20 protein-coding genes are annotated in these 17,524 nt (G+C 74.0%); 11 read left to right on the top strand and 9 right to left on the bottom strand.

The features are described from left to right. Positions 1-37: 37 nt before the first annotated feature. The gene (locus tag IEZ03_RS37345; RefSeq protein WP_132046645.1) at positions 38-742 is read right to left on the bottom strand and encodes a DUF6882 domain-containing protein; all 705 of its coding nucleotides are present in this window, start codon (positions 740-742) and stop codon (positions 38-40) included. 97 nt (positions 743-839) lie between these two features. Here IEZ03_RS37345 and IEZ03_RS32820 point away from each other — a divergent pair, with 97 nt between their 5' ends. Beyond that, positions 840-1,472 (top strand): hypothetical protein, encoded by a 633-nt coding sequence (locus tag IEZ03_RS32820; RefSeq protein ID WP_229808722.1) that lies wholly within the window; start codon positions 840-842, stop codon positions 1,470-1,472. On the opposite strand, the gene ybaK is transcribed toward IEZ03_RS32820, so the two are convergent. Next, entirely contained in the window at positions 1,356-1,871 is a 516-nt protein-coding gene (gene ybaK / locus IEZ03_RS32815; RefSeq protein WP_184886161.1) for a Cys-tRNA(Pro) deacylase, read from the bottom strand. The genes IEZ03_RS32820 and ybaK overlap by 117 nt on opposite strands. A 23-nt stretch (positions 1,872-1,894) precedes the next feature. Further along, positions 1,895-2,557 carry an LON peptidase substrate-binding domain-containing protein gene (locus tag IEZ03_RS32810; protein ID WP_184886159.1) on the bottom strand — a complete coding sequence of 221 codons (663 nt, stop codon included), beginning with the start codon at positions 2,555-2,557 and terminating at the stop codon, positions 1,895-1,897. A 224-nt stretch (positions 2,558-2,781) separates the two neighbouring features. On the opposite strand from IEZ03_RS32810, the gene IEZ03_RS32805 reads away from it, so the two are divergent. From IEZ03_RS32805 to hisF, 8 genes are all read left to right on the top strand, one after another. Further along, positions 2,782-3,594 carry a PhzF family phenazine biosynthesis protein gene (locus tag IEZ03_RS32805; protein WP_184886157.1) on the top strand — a complete coding sequence of 271 codons (813 nt, stop codon included), beginning with the start codon at positions 2,782-2,784 and terminating at the stop codon, positions 3,592-3,594. 86 nt (positions 3,595-3,680) lie between these two features. After that, the gene (gene hisD / locus IEZ03_RS32800) at positions 3,681-5,015 is read left to right on the top strand and encodes a histidinol dehydrogenase (protein WP_184886155.1); all 1,335 of its coding nucleotides are present in this window, start codon (positions 3,681-3,683) and stop codon (positions 5,013-5,015) included. Further along, positions 5,012-6,160 carry a histidinol-phosphate transaminase gene (locus tag IEZ03_RS32795; RefSeq protein ID WP_184886153.1) on the top strand — a complete coding sequence of 383 codons (1,149 nt, stop codon included), beginning with the start codon at positions 5,012-5,014 and terminating at the stop codon, positions 6,158-6,160. Before hisD ends, IEZ03_RS32795 begins: the two co-directional genes overlap by 4 nt. After that, complete coding sequence (gene hisB / locus IEZ03_RS32790) at positions 6,157-6,750, top strand: imidazoleglycerol-phosphate dehydratase HisB (protein WP_184886151.1); 594 nt, start codon at positions 6,157-6,159, stop codon at positions 6,748-6,750. Before IEZ03_RS32795 ends, hisB begins: the two co-directional genes overlap by 4 nt. Positions 6,751-6,752: 2 nt before the next feature. Beyond that, complete coding sequence (locus IEZ03_RS32785; protein ID WP_184886149.1) at positions 6,753-6,923, top strand: CG2302 family histidine operon protein; 171 nt, start codon at positions 6,753-6,755, stop codon at positions 6,921-6,923. Further along, entirely contained in the window at positions 6,920-7,555 is a 636-nt protein-coding gene (hisH, locus tag IEZ03_RS32780) for an imidazole glycerol phosphate synthase subunit HisH (protein WP_184886147.1), read from the top strand. The genes IEZ03_RS32785 and hisH overlap by 4 nt, the downstream gene beginning before the upstream one ends. A 36-nt stretch (positions 7,556-7,591) precedes the next feature. Next, positions 7,592-8,347: a bifunctional 1-(5-phosphoribosyl)-5-((5-phosphoribosylamino)methylideneamino)imidazole-4-carboxamide isomerase/phosphoribosylanthranilate isomerase PriA gene (gene priA, locus IEZ03_RS32775; protein WP_184886145.1), complete on the top strand. Its 756-nt coding sequence runs from the start codon at positions 7,592-7,594 to the stop codon at positions 8,345-8,347. Beyond that, positions 8,344-9,105 carry an imidazole glycerol phosphate synthase subunit HisF gene (gene hisF / locus IEZ03_RS32770; protein WP_184886143.1) on the top strand — a complete coding sequence of 254 codons (762 nt, stop codon included), beginning with the start codon at positions 8,344-8,346 and terminating at the stop codon, positions 9,103-9,105. The genes priA and hisF overlap by 4 nt, the downstream gene beginning before the upstream one ends. A gap of 16 nt (positions 9,106-9,121) precedes the next feature. Here the strand turns inward: hisF and IEZ03_RS32765 are convergent, their stop codons facing one another. Continuing rightward, positions 9,122-10,768: a CocE/NonD family hydrolase gene (locus IEZ03_RS32765; protein ID WP_184886141.1), complete on the bottom strand. Its 1,647-nt coding sequence runs from the start codon at positions 10,766-10,768 to the stop codon at positions 9,122-9,124. A 223-nt stretch (positions 10,769-10,991) separates the two neighbouring features. On the opposite strand from IEZ03_RS32765, the gene IEZ03_RS32760 reads away from it, so the two are divergent. Then, the gene (locus IEZ03_RS32760; RefSeq protein WP_184886139.1) at positions 10,992-11,612 is read left to right on the top strand and encodes a hypothetical protein; all 621 of its coding nucleotides are present in this window, start codon (positions 10,992-10,994) and stop codon (positions 11,610-11,612) included. Positions 11,613-11,634: 22 nt separating this feature from the next. Here IEZ03_RS32760 and IEZ03_RS32755 read toward each other — a convergent pair whose 3' ends face one another. Together IEZ03_RS32755 and IEZ03_RS32750 are read right to left on the bottom strand one after the other, a co-directional pair. Then, positions 11,635-12,810: a winged helix DNA-binding domain-containing protein gene (locus IEZ03_RS32755; RefSeq protein WP_184886137.1), complete on the bottom strand. Its 1,176-nt coding sequence runs from the start codon at positions 12,808-12,810 to the stop codon at positions 11,635-11,637. A gap of 19 nt (positions 12,811-12,829) precedes the next feature. Further along, positions 12,830-13,171, bottom strand: a complete 342-nt coding sequence (locus IEZ03_RS32750; RefSeq protein ID WP_184886135.1) for a hypothetical protein — start codon at positions 13,169-13,171, stop codon at positions 12,830-12,832. 125 nt (positions 13,172-13,296) lie between these two features. Between IEZ03_RS32750 and IEZ03_RS32745 the strand changes: the two genes are divergently transcribed. Continuing rightward, positions 13,297-13,929: a phosphorylase family protein gene (locus IEZ03_RS32745; RefSeq protein ID WP_184886133.1), complete on the top strand. Its 633-nt coding sequence runs from the start codon at positions 13,297-13,299 to the stop codon at positions 13,927-13,929. Here IEZ03_RS32745 and IEZ03_RS32740 read toward each other — a convergent pair. The 3 genes from IEZ03_RS32740 to IEZ03_RS32730 form a co-directional block, all read right to left on the bottom strand. Further along, positions 13,902-14,366, bottom strand: a complete 465-nt coding sequence (locus IEZ03_RS32740; RefSeq protein WP_184886131.1) for a hypothetical protein — start codon at positions 14,364-14,366, stop codon at positions 13,902-13,904. The two genes, IEZ03_RS32745 and IEZ03_RS32740, sit on opposite strands and share 28 nt — an antisense overlap. 72 nt (positions 14,367-14,438) lie before the next feature. Next, positions 14,439-15,710 (bottom strand): hypothetical protein, encoded by a 1,272-nt coding sequence (locus IEZ03_RS32735; protein WP_229808721.1) that lies wholly within the window; start codon positions 15,708-15,710, stop codon positions 14,439-14,441. Positions 15,711-15,765: 55 nt separating this feature from the next. Beyond that, on the bottom strand, positions 15,766-17,484 hold the full coding sequence (locus tag IEZ03_RS32730; protein WP_184890748.1) for an ABC transporter ATP-binding protein: 1,719 nt from the start codon (positions 17,482-17,484) through the stop codon (positions 15,766-15,768). Between the last annotated feature and the right edge of the window lie 40 nt (positions 17,485-17,524).

The raw sequence follows: 17,524 nt of genomic DNA, 5'->3' as shown, positions 1-17,524 counted from the left end.
CCCGGCCGGGTGCCTCGCACCGGCCCGGGCGCGAGGGTCAGGTGCCGAGGGAGACGGGGGTCAGTTCCGCTTTCCAGCCGACGAAGCGGCCGAGTCCGTCGAAGGTGGCGCGGGCGGTCCCGCCGCCGGCCGGCAGGGCCTCGGTGAGCACGTCCGTCTGCCGGAACGGGACGCGGTGGTGCGACAGCAGCCCCGCGAGCGTCAGCCGAGGCTCGTGCGGGAACAGGGCGGCCGCGTTGGTCAGCAGCCGGGGGACCGTGACGGGGTCCCACCGGGCGGGCGGCGCCTGCGGGTCGTCCACGTGGAGGTAGGCCGAGCCGCCGTCGTAGCCGGCGCCGATGTACCCGCCGCCGCCGAGGACGCCGCCCGCGGCCATCGCGACCAGTTCGCCGCCGTGCCCGGCGGGCCCCTCGTACCAGGACAGGTCGACCTCGGGGGTGGTGAACTCGGTGATGCCGAGCCGCTCGCCGAGCGTCCGGATGCCCAGGGTCGGGGTGACGGCGGGGTGCGCGTCGCCGAACTGCGGGTTCGCCCATCCCCACAGCCAGGTCCGCTCCCGGGCGGCGTAGCTGCCGAGCAGCGAGACCCGGACGGTGACGCCGCCGCTGGAGTAGGTGCGGGCGGTCAGGTCGGCGCTCCAGTCCTCGCGCGGCAGGAACTCGGCGAGCGTCTCCTGCTGCTGCAGGACGACGGCCGCCAGCGCGGCGCCGAGGCGTTCGAACGCGGGACTGAATCCGGACATGTCGGGCACATTATCCCAGTAGTCGGGGCGATCGTGGGCCGGAATCGGGCAGGCTAGGCTTTCGCTGTCAGTGGACTCACATCTAGGAGCGTACGAGGTGCGGGGACCCGCGGGGAGGCTCTTGGCGGTGCGGTTCTTCGCGGCGAGGCCCTGGGCTGCTGGAGTGGTCATCGCCGCCATCATGACGCTCCTCGGACCGCTCGCGGGGCTCCTCTGGGCCGTCACGGTCCCCGAGGTGACGTATGTGATCGTCCAGGGTGAGGCCCTCCTCGCCGACCCGGAAGGGCAGGGCCCGATCGGCGTCGACGCGCGGTTCGCGCTGGTCTGCGCCGTCGCGGGGCTGCTGTGCGGCGCCGCCGCCTACCGGGCCGGCGGCCGCCGCAACGACATCGCGCTGCTGCTCGGGCTGGCCCTGGGCGGCTGCGCCGCGGCGCTGCTCGCGTGGCGGACCGGCCACGCGATCGGGCTCGCGGACTTCCAGGAGGCGGTCCGGACCGCGCCCGACCGGACCACCGTGACCGGTGTCGCCGAGCTGCGCGCCAAGGGCCTCCTCGTCTCCTGGGCGCTGCCCGCCGTCGCCGCGTACGCGCTGCTGGAACTGGTCGTCAAGCGGCTACCCGCGGGCGATCGGGGCGAGCCGGGCGCCGGTGAGCCGGACGAGGTCGGCGGGCACCAGCTCGATCTGCAGTCCGCGCCGGCCGGCCGAGACGTAGACGGTGGCGAGCGCTGACACCGACTCGTCGATCACGGTCGGCAGCGTCCGGCGCTGCCCGAGCGGGCTGATCCCGCCGACGACGTAGCCGGTGGCGCGCTCGGCGTCGCGCGGGTCGGCCATCCGCGCCTTCTTGCCGCCGGCGGCCGCGGCGAGCGCCTTCAGGTCCAGGCTCGACGAGACGGGGACGACGCCGACGGTCAGCCGCCCGTCGACCTCGGCGAGCAGCGTCTTGAACAGCCGCCCGTGCGGGACGCCGAGGGCGTCGGCGGCGGCCTCCCCGTAGGACTCGGCGTCCGGGTCGGCCTCGTAGGAGTACAGCGTGAACTCGATCTTCGCCCGGGCGGCGGCGACCGTCGCGGGCGTGCCCGTGCCGCCCCGTGCCGCCTTGCCGCCCCTGGATTTCGCGGTGCTCATGGGGGCAGTCTCCCGCGATCGCGTCAGTTGGGGTGGAACGACCCGTCCAGGAACTGCCCGGCCGGGATCATCGGGAGCACCTCCAGGATGCGGTTCTCCCTGGCCAGCAGGTCGCGTTCGGCCTCCAGGCGGAGGGTGGCGTCCTCGCATTCCAGCAGCCGCTGCTTGTCGTGGCCGTCCAGGACGAGCGACGCCGCGATCATGTAGGACAGGGCCACCGGCTCGGCGGGCACCTTCTCCTCCGCGAGCCGCCCCGCGCCGGACGCGCCCACGCGGTGCCGGTACAGCCGGTACAGCCGGTGGACGTGCCGCGCGACGGGCCAGGGGTCCGCGCCCGGGTCCTCGGGGAGGTACTCCACCTCGCCCTGCAGGTAGGGCCGGGACCGGTCCAGCTCCTTCAGCCGGAACCGCCGGGAGCCGACCGTCACGATGTCGTAGCGCCCGTCGGGGTGCTGCGTGCTCTCGCGCAGCTCGGCGACGCAGCCGACCTCGGCGAGCCGGTGCGCCGCGCCCTCGCCGACCTCGTGGCCGAGCTCGATGCCGACGACGCCGAAGCAGCGGGGCTCGGGCCGGTCCAGCAGGTCGGAGACCAGCCGCCGGTACCGGTCCTCGAACAGGTGCAGCGGGAGGACGAGCCCTGGGAACAGCACGGTGCCCAGGGGGAACAGGGCGAGCCGCTCGGTCACACTTCTTCTCCCACGCTTCCGGGCGCCCCCGGGGGGAACGCCTTGTTACGCCAGAGTACGTCCAAGTGGATGATCTTGGTAAGGGCTCGTTTTTCACACTGTGAAGCGGCCGAGTCATCTCGCTGGTCAAGACGGCGGCACGGTTCCGGCCCGGCGCCGGAAGCGGGCCACTCCCGGCGATCGGCCCTGCCGTCCCCGCGGGGGCGGCCGGTAGCGTCGGCGGCATGAGGATGCTCGTCGTGGACGCCTTCACCGACCGCCCGTTCGCCGGCAACCCCGCCGCGGTGTGCCTGCTCCAGGACGCCGCCGACGCCGGGTGGATGCAGCGGGTCGCCGCCGAGATGAAGCACGCCGAGACCGCGTTCGTCCGCCCCGTCGACGACCCCGGCGCGGAGTTCGAGCTGCGCTGGTTCACGCCGGTGGTCGAGGTCGCGCTGTGCGGCCACGCCACCCTCGGCGCCGCGCACGCCCTGTACACCACCGGGATCGCGGCGCCCGGCGCGCCGATCCGCTTCCGGACGCTGGAGAGCGGCGTCCTCACCGTCGCCGGGGACGGGACGGGAGACCTGTCCATGGACTTCCCGGCCTGCCCGCCCGACCCGATCGACGTCCCCGCCGGACTCGCCGAAGCGCTCGGCGTCCCGGTGGCGGCCGCCGGGCGCAACGCCCAGAACGACGTGCTCGCCGAGGTCGCCGACGAGAAGGCCGTCCGCGGGCTCGGCCCCGACGTCCCCGCGCTCGCCGGGATCGACGCCCGCGGCGTGATCGTCACCGCGGCGGCCGGGCCGGGCCGCGACCACGACTTCGTGTCCCGGTTCCTCGCCCCGCGCGTCCTGCCCGGAGACGGTGAGGACGCCGTCACCGGCTCGGCGCACTGCGCCCTCGCGCCGTACTGGGCCGAGCGCCTCGGCCGCGACACCATGACCGGCTTCCAGGCGTCGGCGCGCGGCGGATACGTCCGCGTGGCCCTGCGCGGGGACCGGGTCGTCCTCTCCGGCACGGCGGTCACCGTCCTCGACGGCGAGTTCCTGGCGTGACCGGGGCCTTCCTGCGTGACCGACACCTCCGTCTCGGCACCTGAGACACGGGGCGAGCGGTGGATCGCACTCCGTAGACTGGACGGGTGATTTCCCGTATCGACCTGCGCGGCTCGCTCCCCGGCGACCTGCGCTCCGTGCTGCCCCGCGCCGATCTCGACGTCGAGGCCGCCCTGGACAAGGTGCGGCCCATCTGCGAGGACGTCCGGCATCGGGGCTCCGCGGCGGTCCGGGAGCACACGAAGAACTTCGACGGTGTGGAACTGGACGAGGTCCGGGTCCCGGTCGAGGCGGTCCACCGGGCGCTCGCCGGCCTCGACCCGGCCGTCCGCGACGCGCTGGAGGAGAGCATCCGCCGCGCGCGGATCGTGCACCGCGCCCAGCGCCGCGCCGACGTCACCACGCAGGTGGTGCCGGGCGGCACCGTCACCGAGCGCTGGATCCCGGTCGAGCGGGTCGGCCTCTACGTGCCGGGCGGGCGGGCCGTGTACCCGTCCAGCGTGGTCATGAACGTCGTCCCCGCGCAGGAGGCGGGCGTCGCCTCGCTGGCCGTCACCTCGCCCGCGCAGCGCGAGTTCGGCGGCCTGCCGCACCCGACGATCCTCGCCGCGTGCGCATTGCTCGGCGTCGACGAGGTGTACGCCGCCGGCGGCGCGCAGGCGATCGCGATGTTCGCCTACGGCACCGAGGAGTGCCGCCGGGCCGACCTCGTCACCGGCCCCGGCAACGTGTACGTCGCCGCCGCCAAGCGGCTGCTCAAGGGCGTGATCGGCATCGACGCCGAGGCCGGCCCCACCGAGATCGCGATCCTCGCCGACGCCACCGCGGACCCGGTCGACGTCGCCGCCGACCTGATCAGCCAGGCCGAGCACGACACGCTCGCCGCCGCCGTGCTGGTCACCGACGCGCCGCGGCTCGCCGACGAGGTCGAGACCGAGCTGAAGGCGCAGGTCGCCCGCACCAAGCACACCGAGCGGATCACCGAGGCCCTCGCCGGGCGGCAGTCCGGCATCGTGCTCGTGGACGACGTCGAGGCCGGCCTGAAGGTCGTGGACGCCTACGCCGCCGAGCACCTGGAGATCCACACCGCGGACGCCGCCGCGGTCGCCGCCCGCGTCCGCAACGCCGGGGCGATCTTCGTGGGGCGGCACGCGCCGGTCTCGCTCGGCGACTACCTCGCGGGGTCCAACCACGTCCTGCCGACCGGCGGGTGCGCCTGCCACTCGTCCGGGCTGTCGGTCCAGTCGTTCCTGCGCGGCGTCCACGTCGTGGAGTACGGCCGCGACGCCCTCGCCGAGGCCACGGCCCGCGTCGTCGCGCTCGCCGAGGCGGAGGACCTGCCCGCCCATGGCGCCGCCCTGAAGGCCCGTTTCGGCGGAGCCGTACCAGACAAGCACGGTGATTGGACGATACCTTCGTGACCTCGCTCGACGACCTGCCGCTGCGGGACGACCTGCGCGGCCGCGAACCCTATGGCGCGCCCCAGCTGGACGTCCCGTACGCGCTGAACACCAACGAGAACCCGTACCCGCCGTCCGAGCGGCTGGTGAAGGCCCTCGGCGAGGCCGTCATGGACGTCGCCGGGACGCTGAACCGCTACCCCGACCGCGACGCCGTCGCCCTCCGCGAGGACCTCGCCGCCTTCCTCAACGCCGACACCCCCGGCGTCGGGCTCACCGCAGCCCGGGTGTGGGCCGCGAACGGCTCCAACGAGATCCTCCAGCAGATCCTGCTGGCGTTCGGCGGGCCGGGCCGCACCGCGCTCGGTTTCGAGCCGTCCTACTCGATGCACCCGATCATCACCGAGGTGTCGGGGACGCGCTGGATCGCCGCCCGCCGCGACGAGGACTTCGGGATCGACCCCGCCCGCGCGGTCGCGGCCGTCGCGGAGCACCGCCCCGACATCGTGTTCCTCACGTCGCCGAACAACCCGACCGGTACCGCGCTGCCGCTGGAGACGATCGAGGCCGTCGCTGGCGCCGCGCCGGGCATGGTCGTCGTCGACGAGGCCTACGGCGAGTTCCGCCGCGCCGAGACGCCGTCCGCGCTGACGCTGCTGGACGGCCACCCGCGGCTGATCGTCACCCGGACGATGTCCAAGGCGTTCGCGATGGCCGGGACGCGGCTCGGCTACCTGGCCGCCGATCCCGCCGTCCTCGACGCGCTGCTGCTCGTCCGGCTGCCCTACCACCTGTCGGCCGTCACCCAGGCCGTGGCCCGCACGGCCCTCGCCCACCGCGAGGAGCTGCTCGGCGGCGTCAACGCGCTGCGCCGCGAACGCGACGGCCTCGTCGCGTGGCTGCGCGGCGCGGGCTTCGAGGTGGCCGACTCCGACGCCAACTTCGTCCTGTTCGGGACGTTCCCGGACCGCCGGAGGGTCTGGGAGAACCTGCTCGAGCGCGGCGTGCTGATCCGGGAGGTGGGACCGCCCGAGTGGCTGCGGGTCACCATCGGCACCCCGGAGGAGATGGCCGCGTTCCGCACCGGACTGCGCCAATCACGAGGGGGGACGGCCCCCCACACCCCCCGCCCCGACTCCGTCGGCGATATTAAGGAGAGTCAGTGAGTCGCAAGGGAAGGATCGAGCGCGGGACCAAGGAGACCCAGGTCCTCGTGGAGATCGACCTCGACGGGACCGGGCAGGTCGACGTCGCGACCGGCGTGGGGTTCTTCGACCACATGCTGGCCCAGATCGGCAAGCACGGGTCGTTCGACCTGACCGTCAAGACCACCGGCGACCTGCACATCGACAGCCACCACACGATCGAGGACACCTCCATCGCCCTCGGCCAGGCGTTCCGGGAGGCGCTCGGCGACAAGGCCGGCATCCGCCGCTTCGCCGACGCGTCGATCCCGCTGGACGAAGCGCTCGCGCAGGTCACCGTGGACGTCTCGGGCCGCCCCTACCTCGTGCACGCCGAGCCGGACGGCATGGCCCCGATGATCGGCCCCGACTACGACACCACGATGACCCGGCACATCTTCGAGTCGTTCGTGTCCAACGCGCGGGTGGCGCTGCACGTCCACGTCCCGTACGGGCGCAACGCGCACCACATCGTCGAGGCGCAGTTCAAGGCCCTCGCCCGCGCGCTGCGCGACGCCGTCGCCTTCGACGCGAAGGTGCACGGCATCCCGTCCACCAAGGGGGCCCTGTAGCCGTGCACATCGGCGACCTGCACTTCACCTACGGCAACGTCGCGCTCTTCGCGGTCGCGGTGTTCCTGCTGGCGGGCGTCTACAGCTTCGTCAAGCAGGGCCTCAAGATCGCGGCGCTGATCGTGCTCGTCCTCGCCGCGCTGGCGGTCACCGGGGGTTTCCTGTGGGCGTGAAGGACATCGTCATCCTCGACTACGGCTCGGGGAACCTGCGCTCCGCCGAACGCGCCGTCGCCCGCGCGGGCGCCGACGTGACGGTCACCGCCGACTGGGACGCCGCGCTCGCCGCCGACGGCCTGGTCGTGCCCGGCGTCGGCGCGTTCGCCGCGTGCATGGCGGGCCTGCGCTCGGTGCGCGGCGACCAGATCATCGGCCGCCGCCTCGCCGGGGGCCGGCCCGTCCTCGGCATCTGCGTCGGCATGCAGATCCTGTTCACCAAGGGCATCGAGCACGGCGTCACCACCGAGGGCTGCGACGAGTGGCCCGGCACGGTCGACCGCCTCGAAGCGCCGGTCGTCCCGCACATGGGCTGGAACACCGTGGACGCCCCCGAGGGCACCACCCTCTTCCGCGGCCTGGCGGACGCCCGGTTCTACTTCGTGCACTCCTACGCCGCCCGCCGCTGGGACCTGGAGCCCGACCCGACCGGCCTCATCGAGGCGCCCCTGGTCACCTGGGCCGAGCACGGCGGCCGCTTCGTCGCCGCCGTCGAGAACGGCCCGCTGTGCGCCACCCAGTTCCACCCCGAGAAGTCCGGCGACGCGGGCGCCGAACTCCTCCGCAACTGGCTCGGCACCCTCGCCTGACACGTCCCGCACCACCTGCCTCGATTGGGTTTCCGCATGACTTTGACGCTCCTTCCCGCCGTTGACGTCGCCGAGGGCCGGGCCGTCCGCCTGGTCCAGGGCGAGGCGGGCACCGAGACCTCCTACGGCGCCCCGCTGGACGCGGCGCTCGCCTGGCAGCGCGCGGGAGCGGAATGGATCCATCTGGTCGACCTGGACGCGGCGTTCGGGCGCGGCTCCAACCGCGAGCTGCTCGCCGAGGTGACCGGGCGGCTGGACGTGAAGGTGGAGCTGTCCGGCGGCATCCGCGACGACGCGTCGCTGGAGGCGGCCCTCGCCACCGGCTGCGCCCGCGTGAACATCGGCACGGCCGCGCTGGAGGACCCCGAGTGGTGCCGCAAGATCATCGCCTCGCACGGCGAGAAGATCGCGGTGGGGCTGGACGTGCGGGGCACGACGCTCGCCGCCCGCGGCTGGACGCGGGAGGGCGGCGACCTGTGGGAGGTCCTCGCCCGCCTGGAGGACGACGGCTGCCCCCGGTACGTCGTCACCGACGTCACCAAGGACGGCACGCTGCGCGGCCCCAACACCGAGCTGCTCCGCGAGGTCTGCTCGCGGACCGACAGGCCCGTCATCGCGTCCGGCGGCGTGTCGTCCCTGGACGACCTGCGGGCCCTCGCCGGGCTCGTTCCCGACGGCCGAGGCGGTAGGTCGGGGTCGGTTGGTCGGGGCGGGCTCGAGGGCGCGATCGTCGGGAAGGCCCTCTATGCGCGGGCGTTCACGCTCGAAGAGGCGCTGGAGGCCGTCAAGTGACCGTGGCCGTGCGGGTGATCCCGTGCCTGGACGTCGACGCCGGGCGCGTGGTGAAGGGCGTCAACTTCCAGAACCTGCGGGACGCGGGCGACCCCGTCGAGCTGGCCCGCCGCTACGACGCCGAGGGCGCCGACGAGCTCACGTTCCTGGACATCACCGCGTCCAGCGCCGACCGCTCCACGACCTACGACGTCGTCCGCCGCACCGCCGAGCAGGTGTTCATCCCGCTCACGGTCGGCGGCGGCGTCCGCACCGTCGAGGACGTCGACCGGCTGCTGCGCGCCGGCGCCGACAAGGTGTCGATCAACACGGCCGCGATCGCGCGCCCCGAGTTCCTCCGCGAGGCCGCGCACCGCTTCGGGTCGCAGTGCGTGGTGCTGTCGGTCGACGCCCGGCGCGCCGGGGGGACGTCCTCGGGCTTCGAGGTGACCACGCACGGCGGCAGGCAGGGGACGGGCATCGACGCGATCGAGTGGGCCCGCCGCGGCCAGGAGCTCGGCGTCGGCGAGATCCTGCTGAACTCCATGGACGCCGACGGCACCAAGGCCGGGTTCGACCTGGAGATGCTGCGCCGCGTCCGCGAGACGGTCACCGTGCCGGTCATCGCGAGCGGCGGCGCCGGGGCCGTCGAGCACTTCGCGCCGGCCGTGGAGGCGGGCGCGGACGCCGTCCTCGCCGCCAGCGTCTTCCACTTCGGCGAGCTGAAGATCCGCGAGGTCAAGTCCGCCCTGCGCGACGCGGGGCGCCCCGTCCGCTGAACAGGCCCCCGGGCGTCTAGGACCCACGCCCGTGAACGCTGAGGATGATCGCTGAGGGGCGGTCCGGGTCGTGGAAGAGTTCCTGGGCCGCCTTGACCATCCGGCTGGCGGTGGCCAGGGGGTCGCCCGTGCCGGGGTTGGCGGCGACCTTGGGGTGGGCGCCGCTGGTGACGTGGACGCGGACCCGGTGGCCCCGGGCGAAGCGGTGGGCGGTCGGCCACAGGTCGACGGCGATACGGCGGACGCCGTCCGTCCCGACCGGCTTCTCGGCGGGGGAGGGGAGCCGCAGGCCGCCCTCGCAGACGTTGCGGGACGTCCCGTCCGGGGCGACGTCGCAGAGCCGGACGATGAAGTCGGTGTGCGCCCGGTCGGAGCGGACGAAGAGGTCGGCGCCGATCGGGCCGATCACGTCGAGGTCGTCCTCCAGGGGCGGTGAGGTGAACACCAGGACGTCCGGGCGCCGCTCCAGCGGCCGGTTGTCGACGGGGCGGGAGCTGCCGAGCAGGGTGGGGCCGCCCAGCGCGGGCGTCGGGCGGGCCGGATCGAACCGGTACGTGCTCGGGGAGGCGGGCAGCGGGCCGTCCTCGCCGAGGCCCCAGCCGGCGTGCATGTGCCAGCGGACCTGGCGGGCCCCGGGCGGCGGCCAGTCGGCGAAGTGCCGCCACTCCCGCGCGCCCGTCACGTAGACGCGGACGGGGTCGGGGCGCAGTCCCGAGGTGTCGCCCAGCAGGTGGGCGCGGAACCAGGCGAGCGACTCGCGCAGCGCCGGGAGGCCGTGCCGGGCGTCGGTGTGCCACCAGGGGCCGATGGTCAGGTACGGGGTCTGCCCGGCGGCGCGCAGCGCCAGGTAGTCCTTGATCTGCCAGGGCAGGAACACGTCGTACCAGCCGCCGAGGAGGTTGACGGGCGCCTCGACGGTGCCGACCGTCCCGCTGAAGTCGCGGGTGTCCCAGTAGCCGTCCGCGGCCGCGTGGTTGGCGAGGACGTCCTGGTAGAAGCGCATCGGCCGGCCGCCGGTCAGCACGTCCAGCTCGGAGAGGGGGCGGCCGGAGCGGGCGGCGCGGACGGCGCGGCGGCGGGACAGCAGCGGCGCGGTCAGCATCCCGAGCGGCTGCGTCTGCCGTTGCGTGAGGTCGGTCCAGGTGAGGGTGGACTCGAGCGCGAACGACCCGCCGACGTAGGCGGCGTCCCGGAACGAGGACGCGGTGATCTGCAGGGACATCGCCTTCAGCTCAGGGCCCGCCTCGGCGGCGACCGCCCAGGCGGAGTAGCCGAGGTAGCTGGCGCCGTAGGTGGCGAACGTGCCGTGGAACCACGGCTGCCGCTTCAGCCACTCCACGGTGGCGAGCCCGTCGGCGTGCTCGCTGCCGAGCGGGTCGAACTCGCCGCCGGACCCGAAGGTCCCGCGCGCGCTCTGCACCACCAGCTGGAAACCGAAGGGGACGAGCAGCAGGCCGTTGGCGAGCGCGGCCGGGCCGCGGCGCCCGTAGGGGGTGCGCACCAGGATCGTGGGCGGGCGGGCGACGCCGGCCGGGACGTACCGGTCGGCGAGGAGCGTCACGCCGTCCGGCATGGTGACGGGTATGTCCCGCTCGACGGTGTAGGGGGCGAGTCCGCGCCGGAGCCGGACCGGTGGCGCGGGCAGTCGGTCCCACGGGGCCATGCTGCCTCCCGAACGCCTGTCTCCATGATGCCGCCTCTTTGCTACTAGTTAGTAAGGTAGCCGGTCCGGACGAATGCGAGCGCCGCCGCCGGACGTGCCGATGCCCCATTAGTGACGCGCCCGAACGGGGCGATCCGTGGCCCCTTACAAAGGAGATACCTGGCGGCGGTGGGAACTTGTCTGAGATCGTTACGTTTTCGCGCAACCGGCAGGGAGGAAACCGATGTGGCCCGGGCCGAACCCGCCGATGGGACCGCCGCCCCCCGGGCGGGGCCAGGCAGGGCCGCCCTGGGCGCAGGCGCCGCCCATCCGGCCGAGTGCGGGCTGGTACGCCCTGCCGGTCCTGGTGCTGCTCGTGGCGATCGCGGGATGCGTCGCGGTGTTCGGGCTGCTGTGGGACGACTCACGCGTCGCGGACGGCCCGCCGGCGACCGGCGACCCCGCCTCCGGCGTGCAGGTCCGGCTCTCCGACGGGCACGGCTACTTCATCTACGTGCGCACCGGCCAGTCCTCCCCGTTCGCGTGCTCGGTGGAGATGGAGGGCCGGTCGGGCTACATCCAGCTGACCAGGCAGAACGCCTGGAGCGCCACGGAGCGCCCCGCCTACCGCTACACCGCCACGTTCGAGTCGCCCGTGACCGGCACGGCGACGCTCCGCTGCGGCGGCACCGAGGGCCCGCTGCTCGTCACGCCGGACGACACCGTCAACGCCTACCTCGGTTTCGCCCTCTTCGCGGCGGTCGGCCTCGCCCTGTTCGCGGTCGTCGCGTTCGTCATCACCATCGTCCGCCGCGGCGGCGCGAAGCGCAGGGCGGCCGTCCTCACCGGCCGTCCCGGCCGCTGAGCCCGCGGGCGGGCCGGCCGCGTCAGGACGTGAGCTCCCGTTCCAGCGGTGTGCGGAAGCGGGGCGTCGCGCGGATGTCGCCGTACCAGGCCGCCAGGCGTGCGGCCTCGCGTTCGATCGCCGCCTCGGCGTCGGCCCCGACGTCCTCCAGGACGCGGACGGCGATCTCGCCGTCCTTGCGCTGCGCCCAGCCGCCGACGATCCGGCCGTCCCACCAGACGGACGGGCCGATGTTGCCGTTGCGGTCGAACAGCCGCGGGCCGTGGTCGCCGAGGAACCAGCCCCGTTCGCGCCAGCCCATCGGTGTCGCGTCGAGGGCGGGCAGCAGCGCGGCCCACGGCTCGGGGACCGGCTCGGGCTCCAGGTCGTCCGACAGCACCACGCCGGTGGCGCCGCCCAGGTCGACCTCGGTGACGTCGAGGAGCGCGAGCGCCTTCCGGACGTCGCCGGCGTTCCAGCCCGTCCACCACTTCAGGTCGGCGACGGGCGCGGGCCCGAACGCGCGCAGCCAGCGGCGCACCAGCTCGGCGCGGGCGGTGCCGGCCGGGACCTCCTCGATGCCGCCGGGCAGCCAGGTCTCGACGGGCGACCACCGGTACTGGCTGCTGACCCACGTCCCGTTCGGGCGCCCGCGGACGATGCGCCCCTCGCAGCCGAGCGTGACCAGGATCCACGTGGTGACGTTCGCGGGCTTGGAGTACGACTTGCCGGGCGACGGGTCGACCTGCGTGCGCAGCAGCGGCTCGTCCGCGCTGAGCTGCGCGCCGGTCGCCCCGCCGCGCGCCAGCAGCGCCCGGTGCGCGGCCTCCTCCGCCGCCGCGAACCAGGCGGGCGCGTCGGTGATGTCGCTGCCGCGCTCGATGATCCGGGCATAGGTCGCGCGCTGCTTGGCGGCCAGGGCGTTCGCCGTGGACGCCTGCAGCACCGGGACCAGCTCGACGGGCGCGACGAACATCGTCCGGCGCATCGCGAGCATCCGCAGCAGCGTCCGGTCGTCGTACAGCGCCCGCTCCACCGCCGCAGGGACGGCACCGGTGCTGCGGGCCGCGACCGACAGGAACACGGTGGCCGGGTCGGTCGCGTGCAGCACCACCAGCGACCGCGCGATGGCGGCGGGGTCGTCGGTCCTGGTGCGGGGGGACAGCCGGTGGCGAAGGCCGAGCCGGGCCCGGCGCTCCGCGACGCTCATCGAACGCATGAGCGAATCGTAGCGGGGTTCAGCCGCCGCCGGTGTTGGAGATCTTCACGACGACCTGGTCCTCGGTCACCGACTGCACCGACACGTCGAAGCCCTCGGACTGCTCGCCCTCGCCCACCGGCACCGTCACGGTCTGTCCCGCGACCTTCAGCGTGACCAGCTGGCCGCGCACCTCCACCAGCTCGGCCTTCACGCCGAGGATGGACGCGCTCGCCTCGACGCCGCGGTCGAACGTGATCGTGCAGGAGTTCACACCGCAGTCGGTGCTGCTGTTCTCACCGCCGCACGCCGCGGCGGCGCCGAGCGGCAGCAGGACGAACGGAAGGACGGCCAGCTTCCGCCGCAGGGGAGTGGAGATCATGATGGCGAGTCTATGGGGAGCACCGCCCGCCGGCGCCCTCCGCGGGACGGATTCGCACGGCACGGATGTGGTACTCCGCGGTGACGCAACTGGATCTCCGGGTGACATCGTGTTTCGCTGGAGCGGTGATCAGTGACGACGCGGTGGAGTCGCTGCCGGTGGTCGGGCCGGTGGTCTGCGCGGCCCTGGGCATGGAGGCCCGCGCCGTCCGCCGCGGCCTCGCCCGGACCCCCGTCGTGGTCATCGGCTACCGCGCCCGCCGCGCCGACCGGCTCCCGGACGACTGCGCCGCCCTGGTCACGGTCGGCTTCGGCGGCGCGCTCGACGAGCGGCTGCGGCCGGGCGACGTCCTCGTCGCCGACGAGATCCGCGGCACCGGGCGGGACACCCGGCCGGTGCCGTGCAGCGCGCCGCGCCTGCTCGCCGAGGAGCTCATCAGGGACGGCCTCAGCGTCCAGGTGGGGCCGCTGGTCACCACCGCGCGCATCGTCCGCGGCCGGGAGCGGGCCGTCCTGGCCGCGCAGGGCGCGCGGGTCGCGGACATGGAGTCCGCGCTGGTCGCCGCGCGGGCCGGCGCCCGGCCGGTCGCCGCCGTCCGGATCGTCGTCGACGGCCCCGGGCACCCGCTGCTGCACCCGGGCACGATCGGCCGCGGCCTGGCCGCGCGGCGCGTCCTGGCGCGCACCGGCCCCGCCCTGGAACGCTGGGGGGTCCTGCTGGTCAGCGGGGCTCAGCCGCCGTGCTCGCCGCCCCCGTGACCGCCGCCGTTCCCGTGCCCGCCGTTCCCGTCGCCCCAGCTGTGGTCGTCACCGTGGACGATCTTCCCGCCGAGGTCCTTGCGGATCGTCTCCAGCGTCTTCTGCTCGCTCACCACGATCCAGCTCGCCCCCACCAGGTACGCGCCGCCCCAGGGCTTGGCCTCCTCCAGCCAGGTGTTCATCTTCTTGTCGGAGGAGAAGCTGACCAGGACGTAGCGGCCCAGGTCGTTCTTGCAGTTCCCCTGCTCCATGTCGGCCACCTTGCGCTTGCCGGTGACCGAGCAGTTCGTCTGCTCCGCGAGCTCCTGCAGGCTGGCCGGCTCCGGCTTCTTCGGGTCGCCGGAGCCGCCGCAACCGGCCGCCAGCGGCAGCGCCAGCGCCGCCGCTGCGCACAGCAGGGCCTGCTTCTTCGGGACGAGATGGTGTCGGGGACTCATCGCTTCCTCCGGGGTGTACGCGCGATTCAGCAGGTGTATACGCGCGCCCGCCCCGCCGGGTTCACCGAAGTCTCAGGTCATCAGGCGTGCCCCCGCGGCGGTGCGGACATCGGTCTCCTCGGCGGGATCGTGGTGCAGCCGCTGCAGCCGGATCCGCGTCTCACGCGTCAGCGGCACCGATCGCGCGGCCTCGCACCGCGCCCCTTCCTCGCAGTCCCAGAGCCCCTCGATGGTGTAGGCCTCCGCCGTGTGCGGGGCGGTCCGTGTCAACGCGGTCAGTATTCGCGGTCTCAAATAGGCGTAGGGGGACTCGGTCCAAGCGGCCTTCAGCAACGGGACGGCCTCACCGGCGCGTAGCCGGCCGAGCCCCACCACCGGATTCGCGACGGCCCGCCACTCGCGCCCTTCGAGGGACGTGCGCAGCTCGTCCATCAGCAGCGGGACGTCCTGGCGCGTGCCGTAGCGCGCGAGGATGCTCAACCCCAGCTCCGCGCGCCCGCCGCGTTCGGCCGCCCACACCCGCGCCCGCGGCAGCGTCTCCGGCCCGTACTCCCGCAAAGCCCGCCGCACCGCACTGCCGAACCTGCTCGGCCCCGGGTCGTGCCCCTCGCGCGGCAGCAGCTCCTCCGCGAGGTCGAGCAGCGCCAGCGTCCGCCGCCGGCCCAGCTCGAAGATCGCCGCGAGGGCGCCCTCGCCCCGGCCCCGCGCGACCTCCAGCAACTCCTCCTCGCTCCGCCGCTCCCGGCCGGACGCCGTGACCACCGTCCTGCGCACCGCCCTCCCGGCCTCCCGCCGGCGCGTCCGGGCATCGGCGATCCGCGGCTGCCGCGCCGCCCACGTCTCGATCACCGGGTTCGGCTGCGCCGGAATCAGCATCTCCAGATCGGCGTCGTCGCACCGGGCGGCGACCGAGTCCTCCAGGCCGGCCGTCAGCGACGGGTCCCCGAGCACGATCAGCTCCTCGACCGCGTCGAACCAGTGCGCGCCCTCCTCGGCGTACCGCCGCAGCGGCACCGCCGCCTCCCGCCGGCTCAGCCGCACCAGGTCCGCCAGCACACCCAGCGCCAGATCCACCCGCCAGTCGTCCCCGTCCAGCAGATCGGACGGATCGAACAGATGCGCCGCCACCGGCCCCGCCGGCATCTCCAGATCCACCATCAACCGGGCGTAGTACAGCCGCCGCGACTCGCACTGGTGATCCCACCGCGGATCCCGCCGGACGCAGTCGTAGACGAACTCGCCCGCGCCCCGCCTGTCCGCCGCGCGCCGCGCGGCCCTCCCGAGACCCCGCTGCAGCTGACCGTGCAGCGTGTCCGCCGATTCCAACACGACTCCGTTGCTCACCCCAGCAGAATGCGCACGAGACCAGATACCGGGCAAGTCTTTATCGGTCGCGTTGTCACAGGGTTCTTTGGGCTGCCCAGGAGGTGTGTAGGTCGGCGTAGACGCCTGGTTGGGTTACCAGGGCCTTGTGGGGGCCGCGTTGGACTATGCGGCCCGCCTCGAAGACTATGACCTCGTCTGCCGCCTCGGCCGTGGAGAGGCGGTGGGCGATGGCGATCGCGGTGCGGCCGCGGGTCGCGCCGTCCAGGGCCCGCTGGATGCGGACCTCTGTGGCGGGGTCCACGGCGGAGGTCGCCTCGTCCAGGACCAGGAGGTCCGGGTCGGCGATGTAGGCGCGGGCCAGCGCGACCAGCTGGCGCTCGCCCGCCGACAGCGACTCGCCGCGCTGGCCGACCGGTGTGTCCAGGCCCGATGGGAGCCCGTCCAGCCAGTCGGCGAGGCCCAGCTCGGTCAGGGCGAGGACGAGGTCGTCGTCGGAGGCGTCCGGGCGGCCGTAGCGGATGTTGTCCGCCAGGGACGCGTCGAAGAGGAAGCCGTCCTGCGGCACCATGACGATCCGCTCGCGCAGCGAGGAGAAGCGGACCCGGTCGAGCGGCACGCCGTCCACGAGGATGCGGCCGGACACCGGGTCCATGAGCCGGGTGAGCAGCTTGGCGAACGTCGTCTTGCCCGAGCCCGTCTGCCCGACGATCGCGACGCGGCTGCGGGGGGTGATGTCCACGTTGACGTCGTGCAGGACGGGCGGCCCGCCCGGGTAGGCGAACCCCACGTTCTCGAACCGCACCTCGATCGGGCCGCGGGGGAGCGTCTCGCCGTCGTCGCCCGGGTCGGCGACGTCCGGGACGGTGTCCAGCACCCCGAGGACCCGCCGCCACCCCGCGATGGCGTTCTGCGCCTGGTTGAACACCTCGGTGGCCGCCTGCATCGGGCTGACGAACAGGGTGACCAGGAACAGGAACGCGATCAGCTCGCCCGCCGACACCTGGCCGGCGATGCCGAGCAGCGTCCCGGCGATGACGACGGCGGCCGTGGCGACGGCGGCGACCAGCTCGCTCACCGGGAAGGTGAGCGCGACCATGGCCTGGGCGCGGGTCTGCGCGTCGCGGTGGGCCTCCACGGTCCGCTCCACGCGGCGGCCCGTGCGCTTCTCCGCGGCGTACGCGCGGATCACCGCGGCGCCGACGACCGACTCGCTGACCGCCGCCAGCATGTCGGCCGTCCGCTCCCGGACCAGCATGTACGCCCGCGACAGGACCCGCTGGAAGAGGCGCAGCGCGAACGCCAGCGGCAGGAACGACGCCCAGACCAGCAGGGCCAGCTGCCACGAGTAGACGAGCATCAGCACGCTCGCCACGAACAGCTGGCCGATCGAGATGAGGAACATCAGCCCGCCGGACTGCATGAACTGGCTGATCTGGTCGACGTCGCTCGTCACCCGCGACACCAGCGAGCCCCGCCGCTCCCCGCTCTGGGTGAGCATCGACAGGTCGTGCACGTGCCGGAACGCCTTGATCCGCAGCCCCGCCAGCCCGCCCTCGGACGCCTTGTACAGCCGGACGTTCATCAGGTACGCGCACACGGCCGTCACCACCACCGCCACCGCGCACACCAGGACCGCCGTCCGGATGAAGGCGATGTCCGGGCCGCCGGGGTTGCCGATGCCCTTGTCGATCGTCTGCTGGACGGCGACCGGCACCACCACGCGGCCCGCCGTCGACAGCAGCGCGAGCAGCAGCGTCCCGGCCAGGCCCGCCCGGAACTCCGGGCTCAGCATGATGCCGCGCTTGAGGGTGCTGAGCGCGCCCTCGGTCGCC

Origin of the sequence: Actinomadura livida (assembly GCF_014648675.1) — a bacterium.
Classification (GTDB): Bacteria; Actinomycetota; Actinomycetes; order Streptosporangiales; family Streptosporangiaceae; genus Spirillospora; species Spirillospora livida.
The sequence above is the reverse complement of the archived record's forward strand: the minus strand, read 5'-3'. Positions and strand labels throughout refer to the sequence as shown.